This is a genomic window from Neobacillus phoenicis (assembly GCF_047302305.1).
Lineage (GTDB): Bacteria > Bacillota > Bacilli > Bacillales > Cytobacillaceae > Neobacillus.
In genome coordinates this window covers 2,221,200-2,241,110 of the sequence record NZ_CP154847.1, presented here as the reverse complement: position 1 = coordinate 2,241,110, position 19,911 = coordinate 2,221,200, and the positions used below count along the sequence as shown (strand labels likewise).

16 protein-coding genes are annotated in these 19,911 nt (G+C 39.3%); all 16 read right to left on the bottom strand.

Going from position 1 to position 19,911, the window contains the following annotated elements:
* Positions 1-53: 53 nt before the first annotated feature.
* Positions 54-776, bottom strand: a complete 723-nt coding sequence (locus AA0X95_RS11540; protein ID WP_413308980.1) for an amino acid ABC transporter ATP-binding protein — start codon at positions 774-776, stop codon at positions 54-56.
* Complete coding sequence (locus tag AA0X95_RS11535) at positions 769-1,428, bottom strand: amino acid ABC transporter permease (protein WP_308083267.1); 660 nt, start codon at positions 1,426-1,428, stop codon at positions 769-771. Before AA0X95_RS11535 ends, AA0X95_RS11540 begins: the two co-directional genes overlap by 8 nt.
* 47 nt (positions 1,429-1,475) lie before the next feature.
* The gene (locus AA0X95_RS11530; protein ID WP_413308978.1) at positions 1,476-2,243 is read right to left on the bottom strand and encodes an ABC transporter substrate-binding protein; all 768 of its coding nucleotides are present in this window, start codon (positions 2,241-2,243) and stop codon (positions 1,476-1,478) included.
* A gap of 189 nt (positions 2,244-2,432) precedes the next feature.
* A complete protein-coding gene (locus AA0X95_RS11525) occupies positions 2,433-3,599 on the bottom strand; it encodes a M20 family metallopeptidase (RefSeq protein WP_413308976.1) in 1,167 nt (388 codons plus the stop codon).
* Between the two features lie 124 nt (positions 3,600-3,723).
* On the bottom strand, positions 3,724-4,161 hold the full coding sequence (locus tag AA0X95_RS11520; protein ID WP_413308974.1) for a BrxA/BrxB family bacilliredoxin: 438 nt from the start codon (positions 4,159-4,161) through the stop codon (positions 3,724-3,726).
* An 83-nt stretch (positions 4,162-4,244) separates the two neighbouring features.
* Entirely contained in the window at positions 4,245-5,375 is a 1,131-nt protein-coding gene (gene meaB, locus AA0X95_RS11515) for a methylmalonyl Co-A mutase-associated GTPase MeaB (protein ID WP_413308972.1), read from the bottom strand.
* On the bottom strand, positions 5,375-7,516 hold the full coding sequence (gene scpA / locus AA0X95_RS11510; protein WP_413309966.1) for a methylmalonyl-CoA mutase: 2,142 nt from the start codon (positions 7,514-7,516) through the stop codon (positions 5,375-5,377). The genes meaB and scpA overlap by 1 nt, the downstream gene beginning before the upstream one ends.
* Before the next feature lie 37 nt (positions 7,517-7,553).
* The gene (locus AA0X95_RS11505) at positions 7,554-9,455 is read right to left on the bottom strand and encodes a methylmalonyl-CoA mutase subunit beta (RefSeq protein ID WP_413308970.1); all 1,902 of its coding nucleotides are present in this window, start codon (positions 9,453-9,455) and stop codon (positions 7,554-7,556) included.
* A 127-nt stretch (positions 9,456-9,582) separates the two neighbouring features.
* The gene (locus AA0X95_RS11500) at positions 9,583-10,893 is read right to left on the bottom strand and encodes a dihydrolipoamide acetyltransferase family protein (RefSeq protein ID WP_413308968.1); all 1,311 of its coding nucleotides are present in this window, start codon (positions 10,891-10,893) and stop codon (positions 9,583-9,585) included.
* Between the two features lie 12 nt (positions 10,894-10,905).
* Positions 10,906-11,889, bottom strand: a complete 984-nt coding sequence (locus AA0X95_RS11495) for an alpha-ketoacid dehydrogenase subunit beta (RefSeq protein WP_413308966.1) — start codon at positions 11,887-11,889, stop codon at positions 10,906-10,908.
* Positions 11,890-11,901: 12 nt separating this feature from the next.
* Positions 11,902-12,897 (bottom strand): thiamine pyrophosphate-dependent dehydrogenase E1 component subunit alpha, encoded by a 996-nt coding sequence (locus tag AA0X95_RS11490; RefSeq protein WP_413308964.1) that lies wholly within the window; start codon positions 12,895-12,897, stop codon positions 11,902-11,904.
* A gap of 43 nt (positions 12,898-12,940) precedes the next feature.
* Positions 12,941-14,362, bottom strand: a complete 1,422-nt coding sequence (gene lpdA, locus AA0X95_RS11485; protein ID WP_413308962.1) for a dihydrolipoyl dehydrogenase — start codon at positions 14,360-14,362, stop codon at positions 12,941-12,943.
* Between the two features lie 22 nt (positions 14,363-14,384).
* The gene (buk, locus tag AA0X95_RS11480; RefSeq protein WP_413308960.1) at positions 14,385-15,488 is read right to left on the bottom strand and encodes a butyrate kinase; all 1,104 of its coding nucleotides are present in this window, start codon (positions 15,486-15,488) and stop codon (positions 14,385-14,387) included.
* Between the two features lie 92 nt (positions 15,489-15,580).
* Entirely contained in the window at positions 15,581-16,684 is a 1,104-nt protein-coding gene (gene bcd, locus AA0X95_RS11475; protein WP_307286867.1) for a branched-chain amino acid dehydrogenase, read from the bottom strand.
* 32 nt (positions 16,685-16,716) lie between these two features.
* A complete protein-coding gene (gene yqiS / locus AA0X95_RS11470) occupies positions 16,717-17,622 on the bottom strand; it encodes a phosphate butyryltransferase (protein ID WP_413308958.1) in 906 nt (301 codons plus the stop codon).
* 131 nt (positions 17,623-17,753) lie between these two features.
* Entirely contained in the window at positions 17,754-19,826 is a 2,073-nt protein-coding gene (locus tag AA0X95_RS11465; protein ID WP_413308956.1) for a sigma 54-interacting transcriptional regulator, read from the bottom strand.
* Positions 19,827-19,911 lie beyond the last annotated feature (85 nt).

Sequence of the window (19,911 nt, the reverse complement as noted above, 5' to 3'; positions counted from 1 at the left end):
CTTTAACATATCCCTATTTAAGCATTTTTTGCAAGTAATCATCATTTTAAGCACTAAAGAACTTTTTCTAAAAAGTCCTTTGCTCTGCCTGTGCGAGGATTAGTAAAGAATTCATCCGGCGTGCCTTCCTCTAAGAGCACCCCTTCATCAAGAAACATGATCCGATCAGAAACCTCTTTTGCAAATCCCATTTCGTGTGTGACGATTGCCATGGTCATTCCTGACTGTGCAAGGTCCTTCATTACATTTAGTACTTCCTTAACCATTTCTGGGTCAAGTGCTGACGTAGGCTCATCAAATAACATTAATTGTGGCTCCATTGCAAGAGCTCGCGCAATAGCAACCCGTTGCTTCTGTCCGCCAGAAAGGTTATTTGGATAAGCTGATTCTTTTTCACTAAGTCCCACTTTTGCAAGCAGTTCCCGAGCTTTTTTCTCTGCGGTCTCTCGACTTTCTCCTTTTACTTTCATCGGAGCATAGGTTAAGTTCTCTAACACTGTTTTATGCGGAAACAAATAAAAGTGCTGAAAAACCATTCCGATTTGTTCACGAACCTTCATGATGTTTGTTTTTGAATCGGTAATCTCTTGGCCGTTGATCCATACTTTACCTTTTGTTGGAGTTTCCAGCAAATTTAAGCAACGAAGAAAAGTGGATTTACCAGAACCTGATGGCCCAATAATAGAAACTACTTCCCCACTATTGATATTAGTAGAAATATTCTTTAACACTTCATTTTCCCCGAATTTTTTATGGAGGTTTTCAACTTTAATCACTATATTTCATCCTCCTTTCAACCCGCTTACCAATTAACGTCAGCACCATAACTAATACCCAATAAATTAACCCAACAAATATTAATGGTTCGAAGTTTCGATACGTATCCGCTCCCACCACTTGGGCACGTCGCATTAAATCTAAATAACCAATGGTTGAAACGATAGCTGATTCTTTTGTTAAAGTAATAAATTCATTCATAAGTGCTGGTAAGATATTTTTTAAGGCTTGCGGTAAAATAAGATCCTTCATCATCAGACTATATGGAACACCAAGTGCCTGGGCTGCTTCTGTTTGTCCTTTATCAACCGCTTGGATTCCTGCCCGAATAATTTCAGAGACATAGGCAGAAGAGTTTAATCCAAAGGCTAAGATTGATGATAAAAATGGTGAAATATCATAGCCTGTTAATTGTGGAATCGCAAAATAAATCAACATTAATTGTAGAATCAAAGGAGTTCCACGAAAAATAGATGTATAAAAATCGCCGAACCAATTTAATACCTTTATACGTGAAATTTTAAGTAAAGCTATAATTGTCCCGAGGACAAATCCAAAAACAATAGATATAATAACAAATTTTAATGTTACCCATATTCCTTCTAAGATAAAAGGAATATAAGGCACAATTTGGCTAAAATCCAAATTCATGCCTTACACCTCACTTCAATATTTTGTATACATTCCTGTTGTGAAAATTACTGTTGGTCTTTTAACCACTTATCTTTTAATTCTTGAAGCTTTCCGTTTTCTTCTAACTTTTTAAGAGCTTTATTTACATCATCTTTAAGATCGCTGCCTTTTGGGAATGCAACAGCCATACCAGGTGAACTTGATGTTGGATCATCAAATCCTGCAAGTCCTTGTTCCTTAATATATCCAGTTGCAACTGATTTATCTAAGTAAGCAACTTGAACACGGTCTGATAATAGCTCTTGAATTAACGTTGTTGAGTTATCTAATGGCTTAAGAGTGAAATCTACCTTTTCTTGAAGCTTTTTTGCACCTTCTTCTTGAATGGTACCTAATTGTACTGCAACTGTTTTTCCTTTAAGGTCATCGACTGTTTTAACAGTAGAGTCTTTTTTCGTAATAAACATTTCACCAGAGTGGTTATAAGCAGTAGAGAAATCAACATTCTTTTGGCGTTTTTCTGTAGCTGACATACCTGCAAGAACCATATCTACACGCTTTGCTTGTAATGCACCGATTAAACCATCAAATTTCATGTCTTTAATTTCAAGCTTGTACCCTAATTCATCAGCAATCGCTTTTGCTAAATCAATATCGAACCCAATAATTTTTCCTGCTTTATCTCTCGATTCAAATGGTGCAAAGTCAGCAGATGTTGCCATTGTAAGTACCTTTTTGTCTCCGCTTGTTGCCCCATCCTTATTGCTTTGACCGCATGCAGACAAAACTACTAATGTAAAAATAATTGATAAGAATAAAATAGATTTTTTCATGTTGTTTTCCCCCTGTTTAGTTTCATATGTTTTTGATTCGAATTTGAATTTTTATTCAACAAAACGAATAATAACACATGCTTATGCATTTGAAAAGATATTATTTTAATATAAAAATATTCAAAAAATTTAAAATAAAGAAAAACAAAAAAGTACCTCTAAGCAAAAAGAAGTACTTTTTTGTCAGACTTATCTTAATACATTTTGATGGAATTCATTTTTCATTTTTTCAAATGCCTCTTTATTGGTGATTAAATCATAGCCCGTCATAGCAAGAGCCAGTGCACCTCTTGCCAGAATCTGATGAGTGTTTTCTGTGATGGTTAAATCTGCAAATTCTCTTGTATGAGCAATTAACCCAGGTGAATCGAGACCAATGTAAGGATGAATAGCTGGAACCACATGACTCACATTACCCATGTCAATGGAGCCGTAAGAATCTTTCGCTTCCTCAATCTTCTTAACACCGGTGGATAACAGATTATTTGAAAAAAGCTGGGATAAAGTATGATTCGTGACCATATTGTCATAGCTCAATTCATAATTTTCAATATGCACCTCTGCACCAGTCATCATAGATGCACCTTTAGCAATACTAATTACCTTTTGAACAACTTCGTTTAAATAGGTGCGGTTCTTTGCACGAACATAGAATTGAGCAATTGCTTTATCTGGGACAATATTGGCTGCAACCCCACCCTCTTTAATAATTCCATGAATTCTTACATCTGATGTTACATGTTGACGAAGAGCATTGATCCCATTGAATAATTGAATGACAGCATCCAGTGCATTGATGCCCTTTTCCGGAGATGCAGCAGCATGACTTGTTCTGCCACGGAAGTCAAATTGGATGGCATCCATAGCTAAAGAATCCCCGCTCTCATAAGATTCATCTGCCGGGTGCAATATCATCGCAGCATCAATGTCATCAAAAACTCCTTGTTCCGCCATCGGAACCTTTGCTCCATTCGTTTCTTCTGCTGGTGTGCCTAAAACAACCACACGGCCTCCAATCTCATCTACTACTTTACTTAAGAGGACCCCTGCTCCCGCACTCATCGTTCCAATTAAATTATGCCCACATCCATGCCCAATCTCCGGCAACGCATCATATTCAGAAAGATAGGCGATTGTTGGACCTTCTTTCTTACTATCATAAACAGCTTTAAAGGCTGTAGGTCGGTTTACAACTCCTTTTTCAACAGTAAAATGGTGCGCCTCCAAAAACTCTACTAAAAGTTTCATTGATTCATATTCTTGATCACCCAGCTCTGGGTGATGATATAATTTGTCACTTATATCCCATAACTTGTTTTGAATAGTTTCTAAATAGTTTTTTAATAATTCCTTCATAGTCAAAACTCTCCTCTTAAAATGATTAAAGTTACGATTCAATTAATAAATATACACAAAAACTTGTATTTCGACAATAAAAAAGAGCCAACTCATAATGAATTGGCCTTTTAACGAATGTATCTTATAGTTCTTCACAATGCTTTTCAAATTCATTTTGAAGCTTTGCAACGACGGATGCAGGGTCAAAGCCCTCAATTTGGTGTCTTTCTACCATTGTAATAATTTCCCCGTCCTTTAATAGCGCAAAAGATGGAGAGGAAGGAGGGTAGCCAGTGAAATAGCTTCTAGCCGTCTCGGTTGCTTCCTTATCTTGACCGGCAAACACTGTCACAAAATGATCCGGGCGCTTATCGTAATGAAGGGCATGGGCAGCAGCTGGACGAGCAACTCCACCTGCACAACCACAAACAGAATTAATCATCACTAAAGTTGTTCCCTTTTGTGCAAACGCTTCTTCTACTTCTTCAGGGGTTTTTAATTCCTTATATCCAGCTGACACGATTTCTTGACGTGCCTGGTTAACAACATCATTCATAAAAAAGTTGAAATTCATACTCATTTACTATCACTCCTTCTTGTTAGTACATAACTACATCATAACAGTTAAAATATGTTTTTTTCAAATGAACTGCAATAATTGATTCAGTTATATTCTTTACCTGATAAGAAAACATCAAATAAAGTTCCCACAGCGGAAGCTGCTGTCTTTGTTCCAGCCATAACTTCATTCTCTAATTGTGGGAGTTTTTGTTTTACAACCGGATGGTGAAAGAAGCTGTAATGAAGCTGATCAGAAATCAATGAATAGATCCAGTCTCTTTGCTGTCCCTTTCTTCGTTCTGAAAATACCCCTGTACCTTTTCCGGTCTCTTCGAACTTTTGAATCACGCCCCAAATCTCATCAATGCCTTCCCCGTTTACCGATGAACAAGTATAAGCTTTTGTTGCCCAACCTTTAGTAGCTGGCTGTAGAAAGTGTAGAATCCGATTATATTCATGTTTGGTTTGTTCTGCTCTTCGTTTATTGTCCCCATCTGCTTTATGCACAATGACCGCATCGGCAAGCTCCATAATTCCCTTTTTCATTCCTTGAAGTTCATCCCCAGCACCTGTCAGGACGAGCAGCAGGAAAAAATCCACCATATCTCTAATAATGACTTCGCTTTGGCCAACCCCAACAGTTTCAATTAAGATCACATCAAATCCGGCAGCCTCACAAAGCAACATGGCTTCTCTCGTTTTTCGATGAACACCACCTAGCTTCCCTGCTGTAGGTGAAGGTCGGATAAAGGCCTTCGGGTTTTTTGATAGGTGTTCCATCCTCGTCTTATCTCCGAGAATGCTTCCACCACTTAACTTTGAACTTGGGTCAATGGCTAAAACGGCAACTCGATGTCCTAAATTACAAAGATACGTGCCGAAGGACTCAATAAATGTGCTTTTCCCAGCCCCTGGGACACCTGTGATTCCGATTCTAATAGACTTCCCACTTTTAGGCAGGAGCCTTTGCAGAAGCTCCTGGGCTTTTTGAAAATGCTGATCAGCATTACTTTCAACAAGTGTGATTGCTCTAGCTAAAAGACTCCTGTCACCCTTTATTACACCTTCATAAAGTTCATCCGTTGAGAGTTCTAAGATTTTGCGTTTCTGAAAGCGGATATTTTTTTGAATGGATGCCATTTGACCTTCCTGCTCTTGACCTTTTCTTACAATACTTGAGCATTTATCAGGTTCGTTTGGATCGCTCCATTCCGGTTTTTTATCAGAAGTCATTATTGTGACACTTCCTCATAACCTAGTTGTGCATATATTTCCTTTATGACCTTTTGAGCAGCCACTGGAATAATGGTACCTGGACCAAAGATGGCTGAAGCACCATGATCATATAGAAATTGATAATCCTGAGCCGGAATGACTCCGCCAATTACCACTAAAATATCTTCTCTTCCTAATTTTTTTAACTCCTCCACTAATTGAGGAAGTAACGTTTTATGCCCTGCAGCAAGTGAGCTCATTCCAACCACATGAACATCATTTTCTACTGCCTGAATTGCCGTTTCTTCTGGTGTTTGGAATAATGGACTAATATCGACATCAAAACCAAGGTCAGCGAAGGCGGTCGCGATTACCTTGGCCCCACGATCATGACCATCTTGACCCATTTTAGCAATCAGTATTCTTGGCCGTCTTCCTTCATTTTCAAGGAATTCATCTGTCATTTTTTGAACTTCTACAATCTCTTCCTCATTGCTAAAGGTAGTACTATACACTCCGCTAATTGAGCGAATCACCGCTTTATGTCGACTCGCAACCTTTTCAATAGCATCGGAGATTTCTCCTAGAGTTGCTCTTACCCTTGCTGCTTTTACTGCTAGCTCTAATAGGTTATGTTCACCTGTTTCCGCTGCGATTGTTAACGCATCTAATGCTGCCTTCACTTTATGGTCATCACGGCTTGCTTTTAATCCCTGTAATTTTTCAATTTGTTTTAGGCGAACAGCCGTATTATCAATATCTAAAATATCAATAGCTTCTTCCTTTTCAAGACGGTAGCGATTGACACCTATTATCGTTTCCTTACCTGAATCAATTTGAGCCTGTCTTCTAGCTGCCGCTTCTTCAATTCGCATCTTCGGTAAGCCCGTTTCAATCGCTTTGGCCATCCCTCCAAGTTGTTCTATCTCTTCAATATGTGTCCAAGCACGTTTAACTAATTCATCGGTAAGCTTTTCAACATAATAGGAACCTGCCCATGGATCGATCACCTGTGTTATTCCTGTTTCTTCCTGTAAGAACAATTGGGTATTACGAGCGATTCGTGCAGAAAAATCCGTTGGTAATGCAATTGCTTCATCCAAGGCGTTTGTATGCAGAGATTGAGTATGACCCATAGCTGCAGCATGGGCTTCAATTAGAGTACGAGTAACATTATTAAACGGATCTTGCTCAGTTAAACTCCAACCAGATGTTTGTGAATGTGTCCTTAGTGCTAAAGATTTTTCATTTTTAGGATTGAATGATTTCATCATTTTTGCCCAAATTAACCTCGCTGCCCTCATTTTGGCTACTTCCATGAAATAATTCATCCCAACGGCCCAGAAAAAGGACAACCTTGGAGCAAATGAATCAATTTCTATACCAGATTTTAGGCCCGTTCGTACATATTCCAATCCATCTGCCAGCGTATAAGCTAACTCCAGATCTGCAGGCGCTCCTGCTTCTTGCATATGGTAACCTGAAATACTTATACTATTAAACTTTGGCATGTATTTTGACGTATATTCGAAAATATCGGCTATAATCTTCATTGACATTTCTGGCGGATATATATATGTATTGCGGACCATATATTCTTTTAAAATGTCATTTTGAATGGTTCCAGCAAGCTTCTCCTGACTTACACCTTGTTCTTCTGCTGTTACAATGAAAAAAGCGAGAATTGGCAAGACAGCCCCGTTCATGGTCATGGAGACAGACATTTGGTCTAGAGGTATCCCCTCAAAAAGGGTCTTCATATCCAGAATAGAATCAATTGCAACCCCTGCTTTCCCTACATCGCCAACCACACGTGGATGATCAGAATCATAGCCACGGTGGGTGGCTAAATCAAATGCAACCGAAAGCCCCTTTTGTCCCATTGCCAAATTACGTCGGTAAAAAGCATTACTTTCCTCCGCAGTTGAAAATCCTGCATACTGTCTGACTGTCCATGGTCGATTGACATACATCGTTGGATAGGGTCCCCTTGTGAAAGGAGGGAGCCCTGGCAGATGGCCAATTTGTTCAAGGTCTTTCCGATCTTCTTTTGTATAGAGAGGCTTTAAACTTATTTGTTCATTTGTCTCAAAGAGTAAATCATCAATGGAGCCATCAATGTCTTTTTGAGCGCTCTCCTGCCATTCTTCTTTAGTCATGAATGTTTGGTTGCTGAATAAAGAAATGTTACGAAAATCAGGCTTTTGTTTCTTCAACCGTGCTCACCTCCAACTCTTTAAAAATGGCATCGAGAGTTTCATAACAATTGCTTTTCATATGAATAAACTGCTTAATTCCTTCAGCCGTCCACTGGGACTGCATGTCTTTTTCGGGGAGCCCAGCAAGGTAAAAAACTCGATCAGGGAATTCCGTTCTTAGACTAGTTAAAATCTCATGACCTGCTGTTTCATACTGTTCATTTGTACCACAGATGCAAAAACATTTTGTAACAGGAAGAGTAGAAACAAATGATCTAGCATTCTCAAAAGAAACAATTGGAGCACTTTCAACAGCTTTCACCCCACCGGCAGCTAGAAAACCTTTCATAAAATCTAGCCTTGCCTTATGCTCTTTTAACTCACCAAGACAAATTAAGCCTAGAGATGGCTTATAGCCTGCTGTTTCTTCAAAGTCCCTTGCCTTAATACGCAATTCTTCAAATGGCTCTGAGAGTCTGCGTTGAGGAATTGCACAGATATTTAATAACGAATTTCCTTTTTCTTGTACATATGAATCTTTATTTTGAGATTTGAGATTAGGAACATTTTCATCAAGATTGGCATAAACATTCGTGCCAATCATACTTTGCTTCCTTGTCTGACAATCCTTATTTCTATTATCATACACTGCCGCTATTTCCTTCTGCAGCCAGTTTGATTTTAATCCCTCAACGATGCCGCCATGGGCTTCAATTTGTTGAAAGAATTCCCAGGATTTCTCGGCAAGTTCATTGGTTAATTTTTCGACATACCAAGAACCACCAGCAGGATCAATTACTTGTTTTAACTGAGCTTCTTCTTTTAGTAAGAGTTGTGTGTTCCTTGCAATTCTTTCCGAAGCAGGAGTGGAACCCGAAAGATTATTGAAAGGATCCACATGTAAATACTGTACGCCGCCAATAACTGCTGCAAAAGCCTCATTACCTGCACGAAGAAGATTGACATGCGGGTCCTGTACAGTTTTAGTGAATCTAGAAGTTTCTGCAGCGATATGCATCCCACGATTATTTACATGAATTCCATAAACTTCGGCCACACGATTCCATAGAATTCTTGCTGCCCGGAGTTTGGCCATTTCCATAAAGAAGTGGCCGCCAATAGAGAATTGAAAGATCATTTTGGAAAAAATGTCCTCCAGTTCCATTCCAGCTTCCTGAAGCTTTTCAAGATAATAGATTCCTTCTGCCAATGCAACTCCAAGCTCTTGAACAGCATTTGCTCCACCATTATGATATGGCGATGTATTGATTAAAATGGTTCTTAGGTTAGGTATTTTCACGCTTGATTGGACAATGGTTGTCATCCAATCATTGAAAAATTCTTCTGAAATTCTGCCTTCTTCAGCAAAAAGAGCGACTGGATCAGAACCTATATAACCACTAATTATGTCGCTGGTTTCTTTTTTCTCTCCAATTGTTTCTAGAGCTGCAAGTAATACAGAGTGGAGACCCTTGGCGTTAATGGAGAAAGGGTATTGATGATAGGATTCTCCAAGAATAGTTTCTAGCGTCTCATCCTCTTCAAACAAAGACTTTGATACTTCAAAAGAAAGGGCAGATTGCCCTTTATCAAAGTTTTGCTTGAGCTTTTCTTTCAATTCTTCCAATGTTTGATAGGATATACGCTGTGCTACCTTCCATTCATTAGTCAAATATCCAAGCGGGTGAATCCCTCTTCTATAATCTGAGCCTCCTGGAAAAACTGGAACTGCCTGTTCATCCTCTCGAGAATAAAGCGGTTTCAAAATAATCCCTTCATATGTAGCCGTTTGTAAGGACTCAACTGTTTTGCCTTTTAACGATTTTTCTGCTTTTTCTTTCCATTCATTTGTTGACATAAAAGGAAAAGACTGATTCTTTATTTTTTCCAAACTCCTCATCCCCCTTCCATATACATAATTGAAATAAAATTCAATTAATTTTACTAAGTACTATTTTATGGTACAAACAGAATTCAGGCAACTAAACAAATAACCGCCGCCATCATTTTGGCAGCGGTTATTGTTCTTAGTAAATGGAAGTTGTTGATTTTGATGTATTTTCTAGAATTTCCTTCACACGTTGTAAGAAACGACCGCAAACAAGTCCATCTAACACTCTGTGGTCTAGCGACATACATAAGTTAACCATGTCACGAACAGCAATCATTCCATTATTCATTACTACAGGTCGCTTAACAATGGATTCCACTTGAAGGATCGCTGCTTGCGGGTAATTAATAATCCCCATGGATTGAACAGAACCAAATGAACCAGTGTTGTTCACTGTAAATGTTCCACCCTGCATATCTTCAGATTTTAACTTTCCTGTTCTTACCTTGACAGCAAGCTCGGAAATTTCACGGGCAATTCCCTTTATTGTTTTTTCATCCGCATTCTTGATTACAGGTACGAATAAGGCATCATCTGTTGCAACGGCAATCGAAATATTAATGTCTTTCTTCTGAATGATTTTTTCCCCAGCCCACATAGAATTAATTTGTGGGAACTCTTTTAATGCTTGTGCAACTGCTTTCACAAAGAAAGCAAAGAATGTTAAATTGAAGCCTTCTTTTTTCTTAAACTCATCTTTAAGAGAATTACGGTAGTCAACCAAATTGGTTGCATCCACTTCCATCATAGTCCAAGCATGTGGCGCTTCATGCTTGCTCCGAAGCATATTGGCAGCGATCGCTTTGCGTATTCCAGTAACTGGAATTTCAATATCACCAGCTGCGACAGGAATATTAACCGCCTGTGCTGCTGGTTTTGGTGTCGCTGTAGAGATAGGTTGTGTCACCTCTTGCTTTGGAGGTTGTACAGGCTCTACTCCTGTTTGTTCTTTAGCTACTTCTACTTTTTGACCTGCAACTGGAACGGTTCCTGATTCAATTAATTTGAGTAGGTCTTTTCTTGTAATCCTTCCACCTGCACCGGTGCCTGACACCTGCGTTAGGTCAATTCCATGTTCTTGAGATATTTTCAAAACTGCTGGAGAATAACGCGCTTTGTTTCCTTGGTCAACTGGAGTTGTAGTTTCCGCACTGCTTGATGATGCTGGAGCTACAGCTTCTGTTTTAGCCTGTGGACTTTCGCCACCCTCAACTTCAATTGTACAAATGATTTCTCCAACCGCTAGGGTATCTTCTTCGTTAGCAATTAGTTCTTTAATCACACCTGTAAAGGAGGATGGGACTTCTGCATTTACTTTATCTGTCATAACCTCTGCAAGGGGATCGTATTTATTTACTTTATCACCAACAGATACTAACCACTTACTGATCGTACCTTCAGTAACACTCTCCCCAAGCTGAGGCATTTTAATTTGTTCAATAACCACTACTCAAACCTCCTAGTACTCAGCAAGTTCTCTCATTGCTTTTTCGACTTTATCAGGGTTTACCATAAAGAATTTTTCCATCGTTGGAGCATATGGCATGGCTGGTACATCAGGTCCAGCTAGACGCATTATTGGAGCATCCAATTCAAACAAGCAATTTTCGGCAATAATAGCTGATACTTCACTCATAATACTGCCTTCTTTTGTATCTTCGGTAACAAGTAAGACTTTTCCTGTTTTTGAAGCTGCTTCAATAATAGCTTCTTTATCAAGAGGGTATACGGTTCTCAAATCAAGAATATGTGCAGAGATTCCATCCTTCGCTAATTTTTCAGCCGCTTGAAGGGCAAAATGTACACAAAGACCGTAGGTAATAACAGTAATGTCATCACCGTCACGCTTTACATCAGCTTTTCCAATTGGCAATGTGTAATCATCTGTTGGAACTTCTCCCTTAATTAAACGATAAGCCCTTTTATGCTCGAAAAATAAAACCGGATCATTATCACGAATGGCTGCCTTTAACAATCCTTTCGCATCATATGGTGTAGACGGCATGACAATTTTCAATCCCGGTTGATTAGCAAATATAGCCTCAACTGATTGAGAATGGTATAACGCTCCGTGAACGCCGCCGCCATAAGGAGCACGTATAACGATTGGACAGCTCCAATCATTATTCGAGCGATAACGGACTTTCGCTGCTTCTGAGATAATTTGATTGACAGCAGGCATGATGAAATCAGCAAATTGCATTTCTGCAATTGGGCGCATACCGTACATTGCTGCACCAATTCCAACCCCAGCAATGGCAGATTCAGCAAGAGGTGTATCTATAACGCGTTCCTCGCCAAATTGTTCATACAGGCCTTGTGTAGCTTTAAACACACCGCCTTTTACCCCAACATCTTCGCCTAATACAAAAACCTTAGGATCCCGTTCCATTTCTTCTCGAATGGCCATAGTTATTGAATCAATATATGAAATAATCGCCATGTTATATCCCCCTTACTCCTGTGCATAAACATATTTCAACGCTTCTTCTGGTGCAGCATATTGTGCATTTTCAGCATAATCTGTAGCTTCATTCACCAGTTTCATCACGCGGTCGTTTATTTCTTTTTCCAACTCATCATTCATGAGACCAGTTTCCTTTAAATATGCACCAAATGTAATAATCGGATCTTGCGTTTTTGCTTTTGCTACTTCATCAGGCGCTCGGTAAGAACGGTCGTCATCATCAGATGAGTGTGGAGTAAGACGGTAAGAAACTGTTTCAACAAGCGTTGGTCCTTCACCACGACGGCCACGATCGGCAGCCTCTTTCACTGCTTTATAAACTTCTAATGGATCATTTCCGTCAACAGTGATTCCTGGCATACCGTACCCGATGGCACGGTCAGATACCTTTTCACATGCTAATTGTTTTTCAATCGGAACGGAAATAGCGTATTTATTATTTTCACACATGAATATAACCGGGAGTTTATGCACGCCTGCAAAGTTAGCCCCCTCATGGAAGTCACCTTGGTTCGATGACCCTTCACCAAAGGTTACAAACGTAACTAGATCTTTTCTTTCCATTTTCCCTGCTAGTGCAATTCCTACTGCATGTGGAACCTGGGTAGTAACGGGAGAAGATCCTGTTACAATTCGATTCTTCTTTTGCCCAAAGTGACCTGGCATTTGTCGTCCACCTGAATTTGGATCTTCTGCTTTTGCAAACCCTGAAAGCATTAGTTCTCTTGGTGTCATACCAAACGTTAACACAACACCCATATCACGATAATATGGAAGAACATAATCCTTTTCTCTATCTAGTGCAAATGCAGCTCCTACTTGTGCTGCTTCCTGTCCTTGACATGAGATGACAAAAGGTATTTTACCTGCACGATTCAATAACCACATACGTTCATCAATACGACGGGCTAGAAGCATCGTTTCATACATTTCTAAAACTTTCCCATCGCTTAATCCTAAAGCTTCATGACGATTTTCAGTCATTTATTTCTTACCTCCCATTTGTTCGCTAATAACCTTAATTTACTTATGAATGTATTGCCTTCCCGTCAACCGCTAGTGCGGCTTCACCAATTGCCTCTGAAAGACTTGGATGTGGATGGATGGTATGAGCAATTTCCCATGGTGTTGCATCTAATACCATTGCGAGTCCTGCCTCAGAAATCATATCTGTCACATGTGGACCAATCATATGCACCCCTAGAATATCATTGGTCTCTTCATCAGCAACAATTTTCACAAATCCATCTGATTCTCCAAAAACAAGTGCCTTTCCAATCGCCTTAAAGGAAAACTTTCCAATTTTCACTTTATGCCCATTTTCCTTTGCTTGTTCCTCTGTTATTCCTACACTAGAAACCTCTGGATTACTGTAAATACACCTTGAAACTAGATTATAGTCAAAAGGTGACGGATCCTTGCCAGCAATATGCTCAACAGCTACAATACCCTCATGGGAAGCAACGTGCGCTAGCTGTAAACCACCAATTACATCACCAATGGCATAAATATGTGATTCCTTCGTTTGGAAAAATTCATTTGTAACAACAAAGCCTTTTTCAACTTGTATTTCGGTATTCTCAAGTCCGATTCCTTCTGTATTTGCTTGACGTCCCACAGATACAAGAAGCTTTTCCGCCTTAAATTCCTTCTGTTCACCTTTCACTTCAGCACTTATGCGCACACCATTATCCTTTACGAGAGTTTCTGGAAGTACCTTCGCGCTAGTTACCAGTTTAACTCCTTTTTTCTTCATTAAACGTTGCATCTCTTTGGAGATTTCTTTATCTTCAGTCGGTATAATTCGATCAGCATACTCGATCACCGTCACTTCTACTCCGAAATCAGAAAGCATCGATGCCCATTCTATTCCGATGACACCTCCACCGACAATAACAATTGAACTTGGAAGCGCTTCAAGCTGTAACGCTTCATCTGAAGACATCACATATTCTCCATCAATTTCAAGTCCAGGAAGTGTTCTAGGTCTTGAACCAGTTGCTACAATCACGTTTTTTGGAATTAACATTTCATTATCGTCACCATTGTTCATTTCAACTGATATCGTACCAGGCATTGGTGAAAAAATAGATGGACCTAAGATACGACCAATTCCATGAAAAACATCAATCTTGCCTTGTTTCATTAGATGTTGAACACCTTTATGAAGCTGATCAATAATTTTATTTTTTCTTTCCTGTACTCTTCCAAAATCAACAGACACTTCGCCAGTAACTACCCCAAAATTTTCACTATGTTTGGCTGTAGCAAAGACTTCTGCGCTTCGAAGTAGTGCCTTACTAGGGATACATCCTTGATGCAGACAAGTCCCACCAAGTTTCCCTTTTTCCACTATTGCTGTTTTAAGCCCGAGCTGTGAGGCGCGAATGGCAGCTACATAACCGCCAGTTCCCCCGCCAAGAATGACTAAATCGTATTCTTGTGCCACTTATAATTCCTCCCCATTTTCCTTAGATTTTTGCAGTTGAAAAATTTCCTGGGTACGTTTTCACTTCTTCTTCCCCACGAAGGACTCGAAGGGCTCCTTCTGCAAGCGCTTGGAGTTCATTCTCACCTGGTTGGACAATGACGTCTGCAATCCAATTAATCCGATCGGTGATAGATTTCACAAAGCCTTTTCCATATGCAAGGCCGCCTGTTAAAATAATCGCATCTACTTTTCCTGATAATACAGCACTTGCGGCACCAATCTCTTTTGCCACTTGATAGGCCATGGCATCATAAACTAGCTTAGCCTCTTGGTCTCCAGCTTCAATTCGCTGTTCTACTTTAATTGCATCGTTTGTTCCGAGGTAGCCTACTAGCCCACCCTGCCCAACAAGTTTTTTCATTATTTCTTCACGATAATGTTCTCCTGAGAAACAAAGGGCAACTAAATCACCTGCAGGTACTGTTCCGGCACGTTCTGGACTAAATGGTCCATCACCATGCAGACCGTTGTTTACATCAACAACTCTACCTTTTTTATGTATGCCTACCGTAATTCCGCCTCCCATATGGGTAACGATTAGGTTTAAATCGGTGTATATTTTTCCAAGGTCCTTTGCAACTCTTCTTGCGACAGCTTTTTGATTTAATGCATGAAAGATACTCTTTCTTTCAATTAAGGAAAATCCAGAAATTCTTGCAATAGGCTCAAGTTCATCTACTACAACAGGATCCACAATAAAGGATTGAATATTTAGACCTGATGCAATTTCATAAGCAATAATTCCGCCTAAATTCGATGCATGCTGGCCCGAAAAACCAGATCGGAGGTCATTTAACATCATGTCATTAACAGCGTAGGTTCCCCCTTCAATTGGACGAAGCAAACCTCCACGGCCACAAACAGCGGATAGTTTAGAGATATTTATTCCTTCATTATCGAGTGTTTCCAAAATTGTGTTTTTTCTAAATTCATATTGATCAATGATATTGGCATAGGAATTAATTTCTTCTGCATCATGACGAATGGTTTTTTCAAAAATTGAAACTTCATTATCGAAGACTCCGATCTTAGTGGATGTTGAGCCTGGGTTGATGATGAGAATTCGATATTCTTTATCTAGCACGTTGTTACCTCCATTTTAGACATCTATCAAAAGGCAAAGACGCTGAATATCGTATTCAGCGTTCTGCTCCTACTCTTATTCCAAGAATGTGTTTATCTTGAGATTCTGCGACTTAAAATGTGATGTCCGTTCTGAAGGAACTGGCTTCTTGAATTACGCATTCTTTCAATTCTCTCTTCAACCATACGATCGGCAGCCAGATAGGTTGGAATACCATCACGTTTAGAGATTTCGATAACCTTTTCAATACTTGTATAGAGCTGCTCAACTTTCTTTAATGCCCGTTCACGGTTATATCCATAAAGCTCATCCGCAACGTTAATAACTCCACCCGCATTGATTACATAGTCAGGTGCATAAATAATGCCCATCTCATGAATAAGATCACCATGACGAGTTTCTTTTAATTGATTGTTTGCAGCTCCAGCAATTACTTTCGCTTTCAATTGTGGAATTGTATCATCATTGATTGTTGCACCTAATGCACAAGGTGCATAAATATCACATTCAACACTATAGATTTCATTAGGATCAACGGCACGTGCTCCAAATTCTTCAACGGCACGTTGAACCGCTTCTTTGTTAATATCAGTTACAATTAACTTAGCCCCTTCTTCGTGCAAGTGGCGGCATAAGTTGTAAGCAACATTTCCAACGCCCTGAACGGCAATTACTTTTCCTTCAAGAGAATCTGAATCAAAAGCTGCTTTGGCTGCCGCTTTCATTCCTCTATAAACACCATAAGCAGTTACAGGAGATGGGTTACCTGAAGAACCAAATGCAGGAGAGATACCTGTTACATAATCTGTCTCTTCATGAATTAAATCCATATCAGCAACAGTTGTACCTACGTCTTCGGCAGTAATATATCTACCATTTAGCCCTTGAATGTAGCGTCCAAATGCGCGGAACATTTCTTCGTTCTTATCTTTTCGAGGATCACCAATGATAACTGTTTTTCCTCCACCAAGATTTAAACCTGCTGCAGCATTTTTATAAGTCATTCCTTTTGCTAATCGAAGTGCATCTTCAATTGCTGCATCTTCTGACTCATATGTCCACATGCGTGTTCCACCCAAAGCAGGTCCAAGTGTAGTATCATGAATAGCAATAATTGCTTTTAAACCAGATTGTTTATCTTGGCAAAATACCACTTGCTCATAATCATAAGTCTCTAAATACTTAAAAATTTCCATGTTCATATTCCTCCTCGAATGTTAAGAAATCTCTATTTTGTAACACAACATAAAGCTAATGCGAGTGAATAAAGCTTACTTTCTGCTGAGTCTGCTCGTGATGTTAAAACAATTGGTGCCTTAGCCCCAGCAATAACAGCCCCCACCTTCGCTTTAGCAAAATAAATTAATGATTTATATAATACATTTCCAACATCAATAGTCGGGACTAACAAAATATCTGCCTGGCCGGCTACTTCACTCTGAATCCCTTTATGCTCTGCCGCTAATGCCGAAACTGCGTTATCTAAGGCAAGAGGGCCATCAACGATGCAACCAGGAATTTGACCGCGCTTATTCATCATGGTTAGTGAGGCCGCGTCTACTGTTGCCTGCATCGCAGGATTTACCACTTCTACAGCAGCTAAAGGAGCAACCTTTGGTGTTTCAATCCCTATACATTTTGCTAAAGAAACAGCATTATTAATAATTTGTGCTTTTTGTTGCAGATCAGGTGCAATATTCATAGCAGCATCAGTAACAATGGTAAACCGCTCGAATCCCGGAACCTCAAAAAAAGCAACATGTGATAGCACATTTCCCGTTCTTAAACCAAATTCCTTATTTAAGACAGCTTTTAAAATGAAGTTGGTAGGAAGATTGCCTTTCATCAAAACATCGGCTTCTTTTTGAAAGACAGCCTTGACAGCTAATTCAGCTGAATCAATTGTTGAATTTGTATGAACGATTTTTAATAAGTTATTTCCCCGATCATCATATTTTTTCATTTCTAGTAAAGATTTTATTTTATTTTGGTCGCCGAACAGGATAAAACGAGCGAGGTTTCGATTGACTGCATCTAAAATTGCTTCAATTACCTCTACATCCTCTGCGGCAGCAACAGCAACCGTATTAGTGCCTTCCCGGGTTGCTTTTTCAATTAATGAGTCTAGCAACAAGTTGTTATCAACCCTTTCTCCCTTTCCTGCAACTCCGTTTAATTAATATGCAAGTTTCGTGCCAACTTTCAAATATGAAAACGCTTCATTTCATACACGATCAGCGCGCAATAAAATTCATAGTATGAAAATTATTGCATGCTATTTTTTTCAATATTGTATTTTTCGAGCTTGTAATATAAATTCCTTACTGATAAACCTAATGTTTTTGCTGTTAAAGTTTTATTGCCATTCAACCGGGTAAGTGTTTGTCGGATAATCTTCGCCTCATAATCCTCTAATAAATTCGATAGGGATTGCCCTAATGTGAAAGGTTCGTTAGGCTTGGTTTGGGATTGATCCGCACCTTTTTTATTTTGTAATTCAGGTAAATGATGCACATCAATTAATGTCTCATTGTAATTCATAAAAATAATAGCTCTACCGAGTATATTTTCTATTTCCCGAACATTCCCCGGCCAATCATATCCCATTAACTGGAATAACGCTGCAGGAGTAACTCCTTCTACATTCCTTCCATAATCACGATTAATTTTTAGAATTAACCTCGCACAGAGAACAGGAATTTCTTCCTTTCGTTTTCTTAATGGCGGAATATGAATAGGCATTCGATTCAACCGATAGTATAAGTCTTCCCTAAAGGAACCACTCGCAATACCTTTTTCTAAATTAACATGGGTAGCAGCAATGACTCTGACATTAATAGAAATAGGCTTCGTTCCACCCACACGAGTAATTTCATTTTCTTGCAGTACCCTTAATAGTTTTGCCTGTGTATTGGCCGAAAGCTCCCCAATTTCATCAAGAAAAATACTGCCATTATTCGCTTCTTCAAAAAAGCCTTTTTTTCCACCTCTTATTGCCCCAGAAAAAGCACCTTCTTCATACCCAAATAACTCGCTCTCCAATAACGTTTCAGAAATGGCAGCACAGTTAACACGAATAAACTTATTGTATTTTCGATCACTTGCATTATGTATAGCATGGGCGAATAATTCTTTTCCTGTCCCCGACTCTCCCCTAAGGAGGACTGTTGCAGGTGTTTTCGCTCCAAGCTTTGCTTGCTCAATCGCCAGCATCATTTCATCTGATTGACCAATAATATCCTCGAAGGTATACTTTGCCTCCAATTTACGGATCAACTGTCTAGCCCGATTTAACTCCCGATTAAGAGATTTAATTTCTGACATGTCATGAATGACGCCCACGCTGCCCTTTAATTTTCCCTTAACAATAATTGGGGCAACATTTACAATCACTTCTCGCTTATTAGGGCCAACTCTCATGGGGGTACCACGGACCGCTCTTCTGGTTTGGAGTACCTTCATATGCATACTTTCTCCTTCGGAAATGTCTGCAGTCGCAGGTTTTCCAATGACTTGCTCTTGTGTTAGTCCAGTAATACGAGTGTATGCAGGATTGATAAGAATCCCTCGTCCATTTTCATCAACAACGGAAATGGCATCGTCACTAGAGTGAATAATAGCTTGAAGCATCGTTTGAATTTCCTTTAAATCCGTAATTTCTTCCGCTAGATTAACCACCTCTGTTATGTCTTTAAAAACAGCGAAAGCCCCTATTAATGTTCCATTCTCTTCAATAATTGGAATACGTGTCGTAATAATTTTTCTATCATTACTTAACACCATCTCCTGGTTTGCCTCTATTCTCCTAGTATCAAGAATCAAAGGGAGGCGGGTTGTAGGGATTACATCCACTACGTTTCTGCCAATTGCCTGCTCTTTCTTCACCCCCATTATTTCTTCTGCACGCTTGTTAAACAAAATGACTTTTCCATGATTATCAATAACAACCATCCCATCGTTCGTTGCATTGAAAATCAATTCCTGTTGATACGATTCATTTTGGTGTTTTTGCACCAGTTCTTCTTTTTCTTCCATTAGCTGTGATACTAGGAATGCCACGCTCCCCGGAATCAATACTGTCTTCTTATTTTTTGTATCTCGTAACTCTTGAAAGACCACGTCATTTCCAGTCACTTCAATAATAATATCTACATTCCCTGTAATAAATGGCTTCCAGCTTGTCCCTGTTTGAATTCCCTCTTTTTTGGCTAATAAAATGCCCGGTGCATCCTCGTTACGGTCTATTACTACTGCAACCCTCAGCACCTCTGATTCTTTCAGAAATTTTAAGATTGCAGTACCGCCTTTTCCAGCGCCAACAATCATCACGTTTTGCATGACTAATACCCCTTTAAAAAAAGAAATTTTTTTCATTTAATTTTAACAAACCCATGCAATTTTCTTCATGTTTTATTTTATTACC